This window comes from Faecalitalea cylindroides ATCC 27803 (genome assembly GCF_000469305.1).
Lineage (GTDB): Bacteria > Bacillota_I > Bacilli_A > Erysipelotrichales > Erysipelotrichaceae > Faecalitalea > Faecalitalea cylindroides.
In genome coordinates this window covers 1-17898 of record NZ_KI270959.1, presented here as the reverse complement: position 1 = coordinate 17898, position 17898 = coordinate 1, and the positions used below count along the sequence as shown (strand labels likewise).

17 protein-coding genes are annotated in these 17898 nt (G+C 34.4%); all 17 read right to left on the bottom strand.

Annotated features, from left to right (window positions below):
* The coding region (locus tag HMPREF0367_RS00895; protein WP_035400228.1) for a phosphohexomutase domain-containing protein at positions 1-662 on the bottom strand (662 nt) is incomplete at its 3' end.
* A gap of 11 nt (positions 663-673) precedes the next feature.
* Positions 674-1441 (bottom strand): CdaR family protein, encoded by a 768-nt coding sequence (locus HMPREF0367_RS00890; protein ID WP_035400226.1) that lies wholly within the window; start codon positions 1439-1441, stop codon positions 674-676.
* 1 nt (position 1442) lies between these two features.
* Positions 1443-2366: a diadenylate cyclase CdaA gene (gene cdaA, locus HMPREF0367_RS00885; RefSeq protein ID WP_035400224.1), complete on the bottom strand. Its 924-nt coding sequence runs from the start codon at positions 2364-2366 to the stop codon at positions 1443-1445.
* Between the two features lie 17 nt (positions 2367-2383).
* Positions 2384-3154 carry an HAD family hydrolase gene (locus HMPREF0367_RS00880; protein ID WP_022356172.1) on the bottom strand — a complete coding sequence of 257 codons (771 nt, stop codon included), beginning with the start codon at positions 3152-3154 and terminating at the stop codon, positions 2384-2386.
* 645 nt (positions 3155-3799) lie between these two features.
* Positions 3800-4483 (bottom strand): LytR/AlgR family response regulator transcription factor, encoded by a 684-nt coding sequence (locus HMPREF0367_RS00875; protein ID WP_035400221.1) that lies wholly within the window; start codon positions 4481-4483, stop codon positions 3800-3802.
* A 51-nt stretch (positions 4484-4534) separates the two neighbouring features.
* Positions 4535-5797 carry a UDP-N-acetylglucosamine 1-carboxyvinyltransferase gene (murA, locus tag HMPREF0367_RS00870; RefSeq protein WP_022356173.1) on the bottom strand — a complete coding sequence of 421 codons (1263 nt, stop codon included), beginning with the start codon at positions 5795-5797 and terminating at the stop codon, positions 4535-4537.
* Positions 5798-5938: 141 nt separating this feature from the next.
* A complete protein-coding gene (locus HMPREF0367_RS00865) occupies positions 5939-6604 on the bottom strand; it encodes a potassium channel family protein (RefSeq protein ID WP_035400219.1) in 666 nt (221 codons plus the stop codon).
* A 14-nt stretch (positions 6605-6618) separates the two neighbouring features.
* A complete protein-coding gene (locus HMPREF0367_RS00860) occupies positions 6619-7935 on the bottom strand; it encodes a TrkH family potassium uptake protein (protein ID WP_051335109.1) in 1317 nt (438 codons plus the stop codon).
* A gap of 570 nt (positions 7936-8505) precedes the next feature.
* Positions 8506-9378, bottom strand: coding sequence for a class II fructose-1,6-bisphosphate aldolase (fba, locus tag HMPREF0367_RS00855; RefSeq protein WP_081683600.1), 873 nt, complete (start codon positions 9376-9378; stop codon positions 8506-8508).
* A 97-nt stretch (positions 9379-9475) separates the two neighbouring features.
* Positions 9476-10372 (bottom strand): ATP-binding protein, encoded by an 897-nt coding sequence (locus HMPREF0367_RS00850; RefSeq protein WP_015535107.1) that lies wholly within the window; start codon positions 10370-10372, stop codon positions 9476-9478.
* On the bottom strand, positions 10362-11510 hold the full coding sequence (locus tag HMPREF0367_RS00845; protein ID WP_035400215.1) for a DnaD domain protein: 1149 nt from the start codon (positions 11508-11510) through the stop codon (positions 10362-10364). Before HMPREF0367_RS00845 ends, HMPREF0367_RS00850 begins: the two co-directional genes overlap by 11 nt.
* Entirely contained in the window at positions 11501-12103 is a 603-nt protein-coding gene (gene coaE, locus HMPREF0367_RS00840) for a dephospho-CoA kinase (protein WP_035400213.1), read from the bottom strand. Before coaE ends, HMPREF0367_RS00845 begins: the two co-directional genes overlap by 10 nt.
* Complete coding sequence (mutM, locus tag HMPREF0367_RS00835; protein ID WP_035400211.1) at positions 12076-12906, bottom strand: bifunctional DNA-formamidopyrimidine glycosylase/DNA-(apurinic or apyrimidinic site) lyase; 831 nt, start codon at positions 12904-12906, stop codon at positions 12076-12078. The genes coaE and mutM overlap by 28 nt, the downstream gene beginning before the upstream one ends.
* On the bottom strand, positions 12906-15482 hold the full coding sequence (gene polA / locus HMPREF0367_RS00830; RefSeq protein ID WP_035400209.1) for a DNA polymerase I: 2577 nt from the start codon (positions 15480-15482) through the stop codon (positions 12906-12908). The genes mutM and polA overlap by 1 nt, the downstream gene beginning before the upstream one ends.
* A gap of 74 nt (positions 15483-15556) precedes the next feature.
* Complete coding sequence (gene mreD / locus HMPREF0367_RS00825) at positions 15557-16120, bottom strand: rod shape-determining protein MreD (protein ID WP_015535113.1); 564 nt, start codon at positions 16118-16120, stop codon at positions 15557-15559.
* Positions 16117-16956 carry a rod shape-determining protein MreC gene (gene mreC, locus HMPREF0367_RS00820; RefSeq protein ID WP_081683599.1) on the bottom strand — a complete coding sequence of 280 codons (840 nt, stop codon included), beginning with the start codon at positions 16954-16956 and terminating at the stop codon, positions 16117-16119. The genes mreD and mreC overlap by 4 nt, the downstream gene beginning before the upstream one ends.
* A gap of 60 nt (positions 16957-17016) precedes the next feature.
* Positions 17017-17697, bottom strand: a complete 681-nt coding sequence (gene radC / locus HMPREF0367_RS00815; RefSeq protein ID WP_035400207.1) for a RadC family protein — start codon at positions 17695-17697, stop codon at positions 17017-17019.
* Positions 17698-17898 lie beyond the last annotated feature (201 nt).

Sequence of the window (17898 nt, the reverse complement as noted above, 5' to 3'; positions counted from 1 at the left end):
TTTTCTGGATGTGTGCTTCCGCATTTTGTATTGATATTGATCCCGTTTGGTGAATTGTTGATGGCTTCAACTGTAGCTCCTAAAGAATCCAATGTTTCTACCACGGTACTCGTTGCAGAACCGTTGGCAAGATCTACGGCAATATGATAGCCTTCCAGATCCACTGGAACGATTTCCTTCAACCAGGACATATAGATTTCCAAACCATCTTCCCAGTTGAAATATTCACCGATATGATCTCCGGTTGCCAGATTGATCGTACAGTTTCCATCCATATAGGCTTCAATTTCCAGAAGAAGATCTTCTTCCATCTTTTCTCCGTTATGGTTAAAACACTTGATCCCATTGTCATAGTATGGATTGTGGCTGGCACTGACCATGATCCCGCAGTCAAAGCGTTCCTTGCGAACAAGATAGCTGATGGCCGGTGTTGGACATACCCCCAGCAAATAAACCTGGGCACCCATGCTGGTAGCTCCCGCTGCCAATCCTAATTCAAACATATCGCCAGATAAGCGAGTATCCTTACCAATCAGGATCTTGGCATGTTTTTCTTTTCCATAGTACCATCCAAGATACTGTCCGATCTTGATAGACATTTCTAAAGTCAAGCCTTCATTGGCTCTTCCTCTGACTCCATCGGTCCCAAAATATTTTCCCATGATAATACCTCCTAATCACTGTCACTGTTTGCACGTTTTACACTTACTTGTATCGTTGCCGGTGAAATATCCACCTGTAAAGGTGTTCCACTTGAATCATATGCCATCACATTGGCTTCAACATTAAAATCACCTGTTTGTCCAGTGGCATCAATAATAGCCTTTACACTGCGTATCGCGTCAATTTGTTCCTGACTTGCTTTAATTGTAACTGTGGTTGCAGATAAAACTGGTGATTCAAAATCGCTGGAACTCTGTCCATTTCCTAATAACAGTTCAGATGTTACTGTAAATTGTTTAGAAACTTTCTTGCTGATAGTAGCTTCTGCCGTAGCTGGCTGAATGGTCGCTTCAAGATTGGAAGGAAGCTGTGAAATTTCAATATCAACAACAACATTTCCTTCGGTATATCGTCTAACATCTGCAATAGCACGAATATTTGCTTGTTGTCTATATACTTGTACATCTGATGCACTTCCTGTAATCGTGACATCCACTGTACTAGGTATACCTTCAATAACATAATTCTCTGTATCCGCTAATGTTTCAACTGAAACATCATTGATCGTAACGGAAACTGTCGTATCATGAAATAAAGATAGAGAGATATCTTCATAATTAACAGAAATTGAAATGATAATTGCTAAAAATAATGAAATAAACAAAGATCCTTTTTTATTAAAGACAACCTTGTCAAATAATTTTGACAATTTTCGAAAGATCATTTGAAATAATTCAATAATCTTAGAAACAAGAGTTTTGTGTTCTGGATTTTCCATCTTACTTACCTCCCTGTTTCTTTTCTAATAAATCAACTACTTCTATCGGTTTAATTCTTTCATCAATACGAACAATCCCATCGCTCTTTTTAGACATTGACAATCCGAAACTTTTTGCAGTTTTGATAACTGGCTGCAAGATAGATGGTGTTTGCTGTTCATCTACTTGAATCAAGCGATTTGTCAAATAACGTTTTAACCCTTCTGGTGGGTATTGTGTTAATTGTCCTCGATAAGCGACAGAAATATTTCCTGTTTCTTCAGACACAATAATGGTAATAGAATCCGTAATTTCACTGATTCCCACAGCGGCTCTATGTCTAGCTCCATATTTACTAGGAAGATCTTTTGTTGTTGGTGGAAAATAGGCAGCTGCGCAAGCAATTTGTGTCCCTTGAATAATAACAGCTCCATCATGCATTGGTGTTCCATATTGGAATATAGTTCCTAGCAATTCTCTGGATACCTGAGAATCCATACGAATTCCAGATTGTATATAATCATTTAAAGAATTGGATTGTTCGATTGTTATCAAAGCACCTGTTTTAGAATTTGACATATCCGTACAAGCATCAACCAATTCATTGATCATATTTGTATATTGACTGATTTGAAATTCATTAGGAAGTATTGCAGTAGTCTTTCCAACTTTTTCTAACATTCCGCGAATCTCTGGTTGGAATAAGATCAATATAGCCACGATTCCCCAGTTCAAGAATAAATCAATCAAATAACTCAAGGTATTTAATCCAATCCATACTGCAAGAACTTTGACGATCATAATAACCAGTAATCCTTTTAAAATCTGGATCGTTCTTGAATTATTACGAACTAAACGAAATGCGCTATAGATCAATGCCCAGACAACAAGAATATCAAGAATCAGTCTTAAAAAAGTTAATACATCGGATAAAGAAATATCCATTTCTTCGCCCCCTTATTCTATTCGCTCATAATTTTTTTAATCATTTCATGAATAGATGAGTAAACATATAGCGCATGATCTTTTACCTCATCATAAGCTGTTTCTATCGCAGCTCCATGAATTCCATATTCCATCAATGGAATATCATTATAAGAATCCCCAATTGTATATGTATCTTTTTCATCAATACCTGTCCATTCACAAACAAAGTCTAAACCTGTTGCCTTGGAAATTCCCTTTGGTACAACATCCACAACATAGTTATTGGCATAAGCAACAACCGTATCCCCAAAATACTGATTTATTGCATCAGCCATAGAAACAGCTAAATCAACTTCTGCCATGGAAATCACGATTTGAGCATATTTAGCCATGTTCATAACTTCTTCTTCGCTCATATCTGGTTCTAAGCCAACATAACGATGTTCATTCGTATCATCAATCACGATACGGTGACGATTAATTCCATCATTTACCACATAGCTGCAAACACCTTCCATCGTTTTTGCAATATAAATAATATCCAGACTTGTAATATAATCTAAATAATTTGATAATAAGATCTTTCCATCCTTATCAAATACCATTCCTCCATTATTAGTAACTACAAAATCAACAGGTAGATCGTATTCATCAATTTGTTTCTGAATTGAAACCTTCGAACGACCTGTAACAATCACAAATTGATTTCCCGCATCTTTCCATTCTTGAATAGCCTTAAGATCTTCAGGCATAATGTGTTTGGCATACAATAAAGTGCCATCATAATCACTCGCAAATAGTTTCATATACTTATCCAACCTTTTCTAAACTTATTCCACCTTATAATACCATATTTAATCTGCAAATCACATAATTCAAGATTAAAAAGTCATTAAAACCATAGAAGTTAAAAACATAAAGAAAGCGGATCTTTCAATTCGATCCGCTAGTATATTCGATTCAATTGTAATTATATCATCTATGTCATTATGCGGTTATCTACTTGTTCTGATATAGCACTTTCCATTCTCTATAATATATTAATCTATTTTATCTTGGTATCTATATCTTCCCTTTGTAGTTTAGATGATTCACTCAACTATCCATCTCAGAATTATATCTCTTGTGAAATCCATCACCAGTAGAAATCTGTTACTACCATATTATGTTCCTCAATTTCAAATTAAGTTTTCATGGAATGTTTATTCTGATCTTTTGATCAGCCTAACTTTTGGAGGCTTCTCTCCATAGTTTTGGATTACTAAGATTTTCTTTTTTTAATCTTAGATTTTTAATGTATTGTCATCTTCCCACCGCTCTCTATTTCATTTTCCAAAAGTAAAGGCTCCTATTCTACGTCCTCTTTTCTCTTTTCTGAAGTCCTTTCTTTTGATTCATCTATATTATATGTCAAAATCTTAAAAAGAAAATACCACTGTCTAAAGTGGTATTTATTCTGGCATTTTTGGTTTTATTTGTGCCATAAGCCTTCTTTTCTGTGCTCGCGACATTGGGATGTTTTCCTGTGTTATGATTTGAACCTCATCTTTATTCCATGCAACTATATGTTTTGCGTTGACCAGATATGAAACATGGACCCTCAAAAACCCATAAGGTGCAAATATAGTCTCTAGTTCAGACATATTCACTCGTTTGTGAAATTCACCTTTCTTCGTATGAAAATAAACCATTTTATCAATTTTTTCTAAATAGTAAATATCTTCATAGGCAAGATTGACATGAACTCCATCATATGAAAAATTATATAGATCAACCTGAGAACATTGTGATAAGATGATTGACTCATATTTCTTTATATCCTCAACAATATGATCTTTTTCAATATAAAGAACACGTGATCTTTGATCCTTATCTTTTGTTGCTAAAGCATTTTTACAAACATAAATGAACAAGGCATTGGGATTATCATGAACAAATACACTTTCTAATCGAGGTGTTTTAAACATTTCATCAAAAACAAAAAGATGAATTTCCTGTTTTTTCATTACTTTTGCTAAATCGCTAGCTTTACGATAATGGCGAAATGTCCAATCTAATTCATTAAATACTTTAGATAATTCAAAAATAATATCTTTAGTTTCTTTTTCATACTCTAAAAATGCGACACGAATCATATAATCATTATAAACTTATCACTAAAAAAAGGCCACTTGAAATGACCTTAATTACACTTTTTCGCGCCATAGTTTAGCGCCTAATTTCTTTAGTTTTCCATCTAGATTATCATATCCACGATCAATATGATATACATCATGAATTTCTGTGACTCCCTCAGCCATCAAAGCCGCAACAACAAGCCCAGCTCCACAACGTAAATCCGTTGCCGTAACACTGGTACCATATAACTTGGTCTTTCCATTAATAAAACAACTTGGAACACGAACATCGATATCTGCACCCATTTTATTTAATTCATAACAATGTTTAAAACGTTCTGTATAAATTGTCTCCGTTACTACCGAATTTCCTTCTGCCTGCGTCAACAATACAGTAAAAGGCTGTTGCACATCGGTAGCAAACCCAGGATATGGCTTTGTTTGAATCTCTGTTGGTCTTAATGTATTAGATCTGCCTGTAACACGAATAAAATCTGAACCGACTTCCATACGAATCCCAACTTCTTTTAATTTTGAAATAATAGATTCCAAATGTTGTGGAATAACATTTTCAATAACCATGTCATCTGCCATTGCAGCGGCCATGATCAAATACGTTGCTGCTTCAATACGATCTGGAATGATTTCATGTAAACATCCACCTAGGTTTGAAACACCATCAATTACGATCGTACTTGTTCCCATACCATGGATCTTAGCTCCCATTTTATTCAATAATGTCGCTATATCAATAATCTCTGGCTCTCTGGCAGCATTTTCAATTGTTGTTCTTCCATTGGCGTATACAGCCGCCATCATAATATTAATCGTTGCTCCTACACTGGAAATATCCAAGAAAATATTAGTGCCTACCAATTCATCCGCATGCAAGATATAACAACCATTTTCATAATCGACTGTTGCTCCTAAAGCTTCAAACCCCTTTAGATGCAAGTCAATAGGTCGAGGTCCTAAATAGCAACCTCCAGGCATTTTAATTTGTACATGACCAAATTTACCTAATAAAGCTCCCATAAAATAATAACTAGCACGAAGTTTTGAAACTGCACCAGAAATCATTGGGATATTTTCCATGTTGCTAGGATCTATATATAAAGTCTCATTGTCTTTTTGTTCAACGTAAACACCTAATTCATTCAATAATACCATTAGTGATTTTACATCACTTATATTTGGTACTCCAAAGATAGTGACAGGTTTATTGGCTAAAACACAAGCTGGAATCAACGCTACCGTTGAGTTTTTGGAACCGCTAATACGAACTGTTCCATTCAAACGATGTCCACCTTCGATTTTAATAACTTCTTTCATTAATTACCCTCCTTAAAGGTCTGTTTTAATATACTACACTAGAAACATAAAGATTTCTAGAAAAATTCGCATTCCGCTAATATTGTATAGATACCAACAAAAAAACGCAAGAAAAAAAGGACGAATTCAATTCGCCCAAAATTAATTGTCTGAATAATCGTTGATGAAACGAGAGACATTTTCCTCTTTTCCAATTACAACAACGACATCTCCTTTTTTTAGTTGATAACTTGGTAAAAATTCTAATTCAATACCTTTCTCGTGATGAATCGCAATAACATTCAATGAATAGCGTTTTCTAAGATCTAAATCCAATATTGATTTACCGATCATTTTGTCTGTTAGCTCAACTTCAACAATTTCAACATCTTTACCCATAGATATATAATCTCGAAGATTCTTTTGAAGGATCTTTTTTGCTGTACGAACAGCCATATCGTACTCTGGATACACAACTTTAGCTCCTAGTTTTTCTAAAACTTCTCCCTGCACTTCACTAGTTGCTTTAGAAATGACCGTTGGCACCCCTAGATTAATAATATTCATCGTTGCAAGAATACTTGCCTCGATATTACTTCCAATGCAAACTACAACAAGATCACAGTTTTGAATTCCCATTTCACGCAAGACTTCTTTATGTAATGATTTTGTGACAAAAGCCAAATCGCTAAATTCGCGAAATTCTTCAACTTTTTCTTCATTCATATCTACGCCAATTACTTCTTCTCCCGCTAGGGCTAATCTTTGAGCCAATGGCATACCAAAACGTCCTAACCCGATAACTCCATAGATTTTTTTTGATTTCATAGTATATCCTCCAATTATCCAATCGATATATCTTCAACAGAATAAACTGCTGTTCTAGGTTTTTTATTTGCAATCATAGTTGCTACAGTCATAGCTCCTAAACGTCCAATGAACATGATCAAAATCAAAATAAATTTTGAAATTGAATTTAGATATGGTGTAATACCCGTGGACAAACCAACTGTACCAAATGCAGAAGTAACTTCAAACAAAATTTGAATAAATGTACATTCCGGTGCCGTAACGCACAACAATAAAGTACCTATTACAACGACCATTAACGAAAGGAATACGACGTTAAACGCCTGCATAATGACCTTGTTTGAAATCCTTCGTTTAAACGCACCAAAAGGCTGATTTTTCACAATTCCTCTAAACACTGTAATCAATACGAAGAATGTACTTGTTTTGATACCGCCACCAGTAGATCCAGGAGAAGCACCGATAAACATTAAGATTACCAAAACAAATAAACCCGCATTTGTAAATTCACCTAAAGGTGTTGTAGAAAAACCTGCAGTACGAGCAGACACACTATGGAAGAACGCCTGTAACCAGGTTATATTTTCCGTTGATTTTAATAAGATCGTACCCACTAAAATCAAAACAATACTCATGGTAATAACAACCTTGGAATGCAGTGTCAATTTTTTAAACCTTTTCTTTTTTTTGATATCCAAAATAACTAAAAAACCGATACCACCACAGATGATCAAACCTGCTGTTACTAGATTTAATAAAATACTATCGCTATAGGGAATTAAGTTTTGTAAATTTCCTAAAATGTCAAATCCAGAGTTGTTAAATGCGGCAATTGAATGAAAGATACTAATTCCCCATGCATCCCAAAACGAATAATCTTGACTAAATACAAGGAAACTCAAAACTGCACCAACAACTTCAAAAGCGAAAGTCAACTTTAATACTTGTTTCACCAGTTTTACCAAACCTTGATACGAATCTATATTCCAGGATTCTTTGATCAACTTTCGGGTATGAAAGTCTATCTTTCTTCCCGCTGCCAAGATCAGGGAAACACCAACACATGTAACACCTAAACCACCAATTTGAATCAAAGCAGCTACTACAGCTCGACCAAAGACAGTAAAATGATCCGCTGTATCAATTGCGATCAAGCCAGTTACACATACAGCGCTTGTTGATGTAAATAAAGCATCAATAAAACTTACAGTAGCACCTTCTCGAACAGATATCGGTAACATTAGGATAACAGCTCCTGTCAAAATCACCGACGCAAAGCCCACCATCAACAACTGTGGGGCCGAGAAATAATCTAAGGCTCTTCGAATCTTTTTTTGTGAATTCTCCATACTCCACTTCCTAAAAAAATAAAGATCCTATTTTCGGACCTGTCAATCATATCGAATATTGTGTTGAATAAATAAAGCTTACGCTTTATGACAGACTCCACCACATATTCAACGAATCAATCATATATCATTTACATCTTTACTTCAACCTAATCAGTCAGAATATGTATTAAGATTCTGTTAAGATTTTCCTTAATCTACAATAAAAACTAATATAAACTTTTGTAAACGTTTTCATTGAATGATTTAAATCATGGTGTTATGATATAGATGATGAATAAGTGGTGGAGTCTGTCATAGAGTATCAATGCTCTATTTATTCATTTATCATTTTTAGATCGAAAAAAGGCAGATTCCATAACAGGTCTGTCTTTTATTATTTTTTATAAACAGAAAGGAAGGATTTTATGGGTTGGATTTATTACATCATTCAAATGCTGTTTGACTCAACAAATGAAGAACATTGAGTTATTCACAACAAATTTACCGAAAAGATCAGCTAAAATCTTTTCGGTGTTTTTTTTATTTAAGAAACAAAAAAGGAGCTTATTCAGCTCCTAAATCAATTTCTTATTCAGCTTTACCTGCAGAACCAAAGAAATCAGTCATCATGTCTTTAACTAAAGCAGTGATTGCATCAGTACCTGGTTTCAATAGTTTACGTGGATCGTAACCTTTACCTTGCTGATCTTTTCCTTCTTCGATATATTTACGAGTTGCTTCAGCAAATACTAACTGACATTCTGTGTTAACGTTAACCTTAGAAACACCTAAATCGATAGCTTTTTTAACTTGTTCACGTGGAATACCTGAACCACCATGTAATACAAGTGGTTTACCATTTGTAACAGCCTGGATTTCAGCCAAACGATCAAAGCTCAAGCCAGCCCAGTTTTCAGGATATTTACCATGGATATTACCGATACCAGCAGCTAAGAAGTCAACACCTAATTCAGCAATTGTTTTACATTCCTGAGGATCAGCTAATTCTCCGGCAGAAACGACACCATCTTCTTCTCCACCGATTCCACCAACTTCACATTCAATTGATAAACCTTTTGAATGAGCAAGCTCGATCATTTCTTTTGATTTTTCTAGGTTTTCTTCGAATGGGTAATGAGAACCATCGAACATTACAGAAGTAAATCCAGCCTCGATAGCTGCTTTAGCGCCTTCATAAGAACCATGATCCAAGTGTAAAGCAACTGGAACAGTGATTCCCATAGCATCATGGATTTCTTTTACCATAGCTGCAACCGTTTTGAAACCACACATGTATTTTGCAGCACCTTCAGATACACCCAACATAACTGGAGATTTAACTTCTTCTGCAGCAGCTAAGATAGCTTTTGTCCACTCCAAGTTATTGATGTTGAAAGCTCCGATTGCATAATGCCCTTCATGAGCTTTGTTAATCATTTCAGTAGCAGATACTAACATTATTAATTTCCTCCTTGTATATTAATCTTTACGCATATATTTTAACGCAATCATACTCGTTTGAAAAGAAAAAAGAGAATTTTATCACAAGTTTTACATTTTATCGTCTTGACTTGCCTAACAATGAAACCGGCGTGCTTAAAGCTTTGATTCGTTCCATTAAACGTAAACTGGCAACATACCCATTTTCTTTATCTCTAAGACAATAATGTTGCTCAAGTTCTTCAAGTGTATAATTGGATGTAAAATAAGTCTTTAATTCATGGTTCATACGATAATCAAGGATTGGGAATAGTATTTCATCACGGGTCCAAGGCGTAATAGCTTCTGAGCCAATATCATCTAAGACTAATACTTCACTAAAACGAAGATGTCCAATCATATCCTGGCGATATTCATTATCATACATAGATTGTTTGATATCTTGAATAAAAAGAGGAACCTTTATAAATGAAACTCTTTTTTTACTCTTGGCAAAGAAATTTGCTGCTCCAGCCATCATATAACTTTTCCCTACTCCAGGCTGACCATAGAGATAAATTCCTTTTTTTTGTTCTAAAGACTTTAACAGTTGCATATAAGCTAATAGGTATTCCTGCGATTCATTGCTAACTTCGATCTTATGAAGATCGATCATATAATCGTTATCGGATAAATGAGATAAGCGATAATTTTTTCTATGTGCAATTTCATCCTCAAACTTTTTAAATCTACGGCAGGATTGATATCGTTCTTCAAGAAAACCTGAATCATCTAAATAGATAGTCTTGATCTTTCCAGGAATAGTTTGAACACAAAATTCTATTCCCTGACAACCAGAACATTTTTTTACATTTTCCACCCAATCTTGGAAATAAGAAAAATGCTTGTCAAAAAAATCATGATTCAGATCATTCTTTTTCAGAAACTGTTGAACAAGTGGATCCGTATAAAGTTTTTCGATTTTTTCATTTCGTTCTCGTTTCAAAGATTCATCGATCTCAAAATCAAATCTCATCATTCTTCTCCTTTCCAAGTTGTCTTTGTAAGCTCAAAGCCTGTTGTACTAAATCATCATCTGGAACACTTTGTTCTGTATTCTGATACCAATCCGGTAATTTTGGTGCCGGTTTTTTAACTTGATTTTCCTGTCTGCATACTTCCAATGCTTTTTCTTTTGAATCCACCTGAAGTCGAATCCAGGATGCAGCTACTTTCTCCACATAAGCTTTAGAAAATTTCTGCTGTGTTTGATTTAAACAATATTCAATCAGAACATTCATGACTTCATTCGAGAAGCTATAGTTTTTGATCAATTTTTCTATTACTTTTCGATCTGCATTTGCGACTGGCGCTCCTTTTTGTTTATTCTGTAAAAATTTTACCGGAGACATCTTATATGGATCATCTGTCGGCTTTATGATTTTCTGGTTAGCATATACTTGTTTTTTTAACTTTTCAAAATCAAAGACATGAGTATTGGGATTTATGCTTCGCTGCACATACTTTCGCATATCTACAGCATCTATACCATGAATCGAAGCCAGGCTTGCAATTCTTGACAAATTCTCTTTGGTTCGATAACGCATTGGAAATATCCTGTCAGCCCCTTTCAAGAACGTTTCAAAATCAAAATCATACTTTAATTTCCCCTCTTCAGGTTTGAGATTTAAATACGTTTCTTCTTTTTCTTGTGTCCATGACTCTAAACATGACAGATCCATTTTCTCACTGATGTCTACATAATTTGTCTTATCAATTTCATCATTAAAATGCAATTTGACAAAGTCAAAATGAGAAGATCCGCATTGATTTAAAAACAAACGAGAAAATGTATCGTGATTTAAGAACGATTTGGCATTTAATGGTGGGTAAACTTCGATAATGTTCTTTCTAGAAATTGGATCATAATAAGTTTTAATCAACTCGTAATTTTCTAACTTCTTCTTTGATGCATCAAAACGATTAGCATAACTTCCATATAACATCAACAGTTTTTCTAACGTTATACTTGTTTGATCTAATGATAGAAACAAATCATATAGCATACAAGCATCATTTTCGATTAGTGGTTTATACAACAAAGATATATAAGCATTCCACTTCTCTTGAAAATCGCCTGTTTTATAGATCATATAATTCTGCTCTAGCTCCATGATTTCTCCCTTTCTACCATTTGGGCAATCGTTTGTTTAAGTTCTTTTAATGTCCCATTATTATATATGACAACATCACTTAAAGATGCCTTTTTTTCCTCACTCATCTGCTTAGTAATTCTTTTCATAGCTTCTTGCGTATCAATATGACGATATTTTGTCAATCGCTCAAGGGCAATATTTCGTTTTGTGACAACACACCAGATTGAATCAAAGTGATCCTGAGCACCAATTTCAAATAATAAAGGCATTTCTATAAAAACAAGACCATCCTTTTGATTTTCAATCCATGCATTCATTTCTTGAAAAATCAAAGGGTGTAAAATATTTTCCACTTCCTTTTTGATCATTTTGTCTTGAAACATATCAAAAGATAGTTGTTTTTTATCCAAATAACCATCTTCATCTATTTTAATCAGTTTTCTTTCCTTTAATTCTTCAAAACCTTTACGATTAGGCAACAGCAATTCAGCATTGACCCTGTCACAATCTAAGACCGAATATTGCTCCGAAAGAATCTTTCCAACTTGTGATTTTCCAGAACCCATAGTTCCAGTAATTCCAATTATTTTCTTTTTTGGCAATTTGAACATAGATAAGTACCCCTTTGACTGACTACGATCTTTTTGATCTTATTTTTACAAACAGGACAAGGCTCATCTTTTTTTGAATGAACTTTTAATTCCAATTGAAAAAGACCAGTCACCCCTAAACTGGAAGTATACGAACGAATCGTCGTGCCTCCTGCTTTCATAGCCCCACGTATGATGCGTTTTGTATGATAAATGATATTTTCACAATCTTTTTTTGATATCTTTTGGCAACGACTTCTTGGATCTAGTTTACAAGAAAATAAGATTTCATCGGCATAAATATTTCCAACACCAGCTATGATGGATTGATCCAGTAAAGCTGATTTAATATTTCTTTTTAGCGGATGAATTATCTTATAAAATGTCATTCCATCAAGGTTTTCATCCAGACAGTCATATCCCACATTTTTAAAACAATCCAGTCGTCTAACATCCACCGCTTTAGGATACAAAGCCATGCGACCAAATTTTCTTGTATCATGATAACATAACAATCTTCCATCATCCAAACACATGACGCAATGAATGTGTTTAAGATCGCTCGGCAATTCTTTTAAGATATAAAACTTTCCTTCCATGCGAAGATGAACAATCAAATCTAGATCATCCATGACAAAACCTAAATATTTTCCAATGCGAAAGAAGTCACAAAATCTTTGATATTTTAATGAAGACACAAATTCCGTGACATCTAAATTTTGAATTAGTTTTGGATAATACACTTTAACATCTAAGATCTTTGCGCCTTTAATCTGATGTTCAAGTGTTGACAATACTGTCTGTACTTCTGGTGCTTCTGGCATTATTTAGCCTCATACCATGATTGACCAAAGTTGATGCTTGCCTTTAAAGGAACTTTCAATTCCATGGCCTGTTCCATGGCTTCCTTTACTAGTGCTTGCATCACTTCTAATTCATCATCTGGAACTAGAAAAATCAATTCATCGTGTATCTGCAAAAGCATCTTAGATTTAACATTTTTCTCTTTCATCGCTTGATCTACACGAATCATGGCAATTTTGATTAAGTCTGCAGCGCTTCCTTGAATTGGCGCATTCATAGCTGCTCTTTTGCCAAATTCTCTGGTCATGAAATTTTTATCATTAATTTCAGGAATCATACGACGTCTATGGAACATAGTTTCTACATATCCATTTTCTTTACAGAAATCAATCAACTGATTCATAAATTGATGAATGTTAGGATATGATGCAAAATATGTTTCCATAAATTCACCAGCTTCCTTGCGTGAAATCTTTAATTGCTGTGATAAGCCAAATTCTGTTTGTCCATAGACTATTCCAAAATTCACGGTCTTGGCAACACGACGCATATCTGGTGTCACGTCTTCTTGTGAAACATGGAAGATGTGCGAAGCCGTTCGATTATGGATATCCGCTCCCTCTTTGAATGCTTCGATCATATGAGTTTCGTTTGCCATATGAGCTAACATTCGAAGTTCAATTTGGGAATAATCGGCCGATAAAAGTTTATATCCTTTTTGGGCCACAAAAGCTTTACGAATTTCTCTTCCCTGTTCATCTCGAACGCTGATATTTTGTAAGTTTGGATCACTGCTGGATAGACGACCTGTTTGCGTCATGGCCTGATTGAAACATGTATGTATCTTCGAATCTTGCTGAATGTGCTTCTTTAAACCTTCGATATATGTTGATTTAATTTTTGAATATTTACGATAGTCCAGCAACACATCAATAATTGGATGACTTCCTTTTAATTTTTCCAAAACTTCTGCTGAGGTAGAACGCTTCTTACCTCCGCCTTTTAAATTCAATTCGTCATATAATACACCAGCAAGTTGTTTTGGTGAGTTAATATTAAAGACCATATGAGCCATTTCATAGATTTGTTGCGTTAACGATTCCAGGATAGTATCTGTCTTAGCACCTATCTCATCTAAAACATTTTCATCGATATGAATTCCCTGATTTTCCATTTCAAAAAGAATTCTTACCAATGGCTTTTCAATATTTTCATAAAGGTCGAGTAAATTATCTTTTTTTAATTCATCAAAGATATTATCTTGTCGAATACTCAACTGCCATGTCCAGGCACAGGTAACTGGTAATAAACGATCAATATGACAAGCTTCTACGTTTTTTGCCTTCTTTAATAAATCATGGATCGTTTCAGGTAATTCAATACCTAAAGAAGAAATTAAAGAATCTGTATCCGTTGCTTGTGAATGTAACAAAAATGCTGCAAGATGAAGGTCTTCTTTAAATGATGGAACATAGAATCCATACCTTTGAAGTAAATGCATCATTTCTTTAGCATCCCATGTTCTAAGACTTGTTTCATGTTTTAGCATGTTTTTGAAGTAACTGTCTTCCAAAGCATCTTCAACTTTTAGATATAAAACTTCTTCGTTATTAAAAAACATAAATCCATGCAGTTTCTGGTTTAAATACGCTTCTTTCGAATTTACCGGCATCAATAAAAGATCTTTTGAATCATATCCTTTAAAAGAGCAAATTGTTTTAATTTGATAACTTTTTGAAGTCATTGTTGTTTTCGAAATCAAAGAACGCATTTCATATTTTTGATAAAAGTCATTGACCTTTTCATCATATCCATCAAATTTACAATCTTGAATCGTAAAAGGAAAATCCATAGAAGTATATATCGTTGCCAACTCTTTTGACATAAAGGCATTCTCTTTATCGTTTAATAATTTTTCTTTTTGTTTTCCTTTGATTTGATCAATATTCTCATAAACATTTTCTAAAGAACCATATTGAACAAGAAGTTTAGTAGCTCCCTTTTCACCTATTCCAGCAACACCTGGAATATTATCACTGGAATCTCCCATAATACCTTTTAAATCAATAATCTGTTTAGGCATCAAATTATACTTATCCTTAAAGTTTTCAACATCCATGAGATCCATGTCACTTAAACCTTTTTTCATTAATAAGACATGTGTCGTATCATCAATCAATTGTAACAAATCTCGATCACTTGTAAGGATGGTTGTCATTCCTTTTGAATTTGTTTTAGCCATAGAACCGATGATATCATCTGCCTCATAACCTTCGATTTCAAAGCGTTTGATTCCAGTGGCATCTAAAAACTCTCTTACGATTGGAAACTGTACGATCAAATCTTCATCCAGAGGTTTTCTTGTTCCTTTATACGCCGCAAATTGTTTATGGCGAAATGTTGGTTTCCCTGCATCCCAGGCAACTAAGATCGAATCTGGTTTAATAATATCAATTGCTTTATTCAACATCATAATAAAACCAAATACAGCATTGGTAGGAATACCATTTGAAGTAGACATTCTATGTGTATACAATGTCGCATAATATGCTCTAAATAACATTGAATTTCCATCTAATAATAATAATTTGCTCATAAATTTCACCTATTTTCTATGTTCTAATTTTATCATATCTTGAAAATGAAATAAAACGTCAGATAAACTGACGTCTATTTTTGTGTTTTCATTTTTACGTATTTTTTTCTTTGATCTAATTGTTTACGATGTTGACGAATCAAAGCAAAACGTTTTAAGACATCTAATATGTACATCATCATCAAAATTAAAACTCCATGCAAAGTTAGCGTAAGAAGTTCATGATGCATGAACCAGGTCATAAAAGATACATTCATGCTTTGAAAAACAAGGTTCACCAAGAATGGTATAAGATCTAATAACAGCACCAGAACAAATAAAGAAAAAAAACGAATACGTGAATCTTCTTCCATTGCTTTATTAAAGATACCGGACAAATAACCTAAACCTGCATATATGATAAAGTAAACAGGTAAAGTTCCACTAAAGAACAAATCCGTTAAAACTCCACAAAAACCCGATATCAGCACTCGATCAAGCCATCCTCTTTCATATATCAGCAACATCAATGTAATAAAACAAAAATGTGGCACAAATGAATATCCTTGAAACTGGAAATTGACAGGAAAACATAAGCTGATCAAGTCATCAATCAATGCCATTACCAACAACAATATGATCATTTGTCTAGGTTTCATTCTCCTACGACCCCACTTCCAATGACCATACAATAGTTAAATGACTGTATGTTGGATACAGGCTGTACATACACTGTTGAAATGATAGCATCATCATTGATCGTAACATCTGTAACCGTTCCAAGATATATGCCACTTGGATAATTTCCTCCTTTTCCACTAGTTGCTACCATCTGACCTGTAGAAATCTGAGCATTGTTGTCGAAAAGTGAAACACGATACGCATTACGATCTGCATCATATGACTGCAATACCCCTTCAACATTAGAACCATCTTCCATTGAAATCATGATTGCGATGTCATTGATCAAGTCTTCACTTGTCAATAAGCGCACTGTGCTGGTTGCCGTTTGCGTACTTTCAATCAATCCAACGGCTCCCTGGCTTGTGACAACCAACATATTGTTTTCAACACCTTGTGAACTCCCTGCAGAAATCGTTACTGTCTGATCCCATGAATTAGCACTTCTTTGCAAAACTGTACAACTGATTTTTGTTGCATTATCCAAACTTCCCTGCATTTCCAAAAGATCCTCTAATTCAGCATTTTTATTACGTTCATCTTCATATAAAGTTTGATAACTTCGTTGTTTGGCAAGTTGTTCGTTCAAATATTGATTATCATCATAAACGTGCCATAGATTTGATAAATCGTTAAAAACATTGGCTATCGAAGTAAGAGGATAGTCAAATAATCCATATTTTATATACGTCCATGCGCTGTATCCTACATTGGAAAGCGAATTTTGACGCAAACCAAACATGACACATCCAAAAGCTAAACATATACATATCGCTATAATAAGTATTCTTTGTAGACGCGTAAATCTTCGCATTTTCTTCCCCCAAACTACATGTATTATAACGATATTTTGACTTTCTTTCAATGTGAACATTTATGATGATGCTAACATACCAACCTCGCAAAAAGAGTAATAACGGCTTTTCGCAACAATAACATGATCTATAAATTGAATTCCATTCATCTTTGCGATACTTACAAGTTGTTTAGTCATATTTATATCTTCTAAACTTGGAGAAGGATCTCCGGAAGGATGATTATGGACACAAATTACTCCCGCTGCATTTTGAAGATAGGCTTCCTTAAAAACATCTCGTGGATGAACACAAGCCTCATTTAAAGTACCAATAGCTAAAACACGATGAGATATGATCCTTGCTTTGGTATCCAAATAAACACAAACAAAATTTTCCTGTGTCAAATAACCATATTCCACCTTAAACCACTGAATAACATCTTGAGAATTTTTTATCTGCATACGATATGCATTTGTCTTCAACACTCTTTTACAAAGTTCCACGCCCGCTAAGAGCTGTAATGCTTTAACCTCCCTTATCCCTTTAATCTTCATGAGTGAGTTCACATGCATGTTAAACAATTGGCTTAATCCTTCTGTTTCAATCAACACATCTTGTGCAATATCAAAGACAGAACGATCTTTACTGCCACTCTGCAAAATCAATGCAATCAATTCTAGATCTGACAAAGAGTTTAATCCTTGTCGCAAAGCTTTTTCTCTTGGTCTTTGATCCAAGCTCATTTCTTTTACCTTCATACTATCTATTACACCGAAAAATAAAGAATGACAAATTTTTCTAAAAAATGCTTGCGTATTTTATAGAGTCATGATAATATACAAAGGCACTGATATTTCAGTGACATATATTCTTGGAGAAGTACTCAAGTGGTTGAAGAGGTGCCCCTGCTAAGGGTATAGGTCGGGAAACTGGCGCGAGAGTTCAAATCTCTCCTTCTC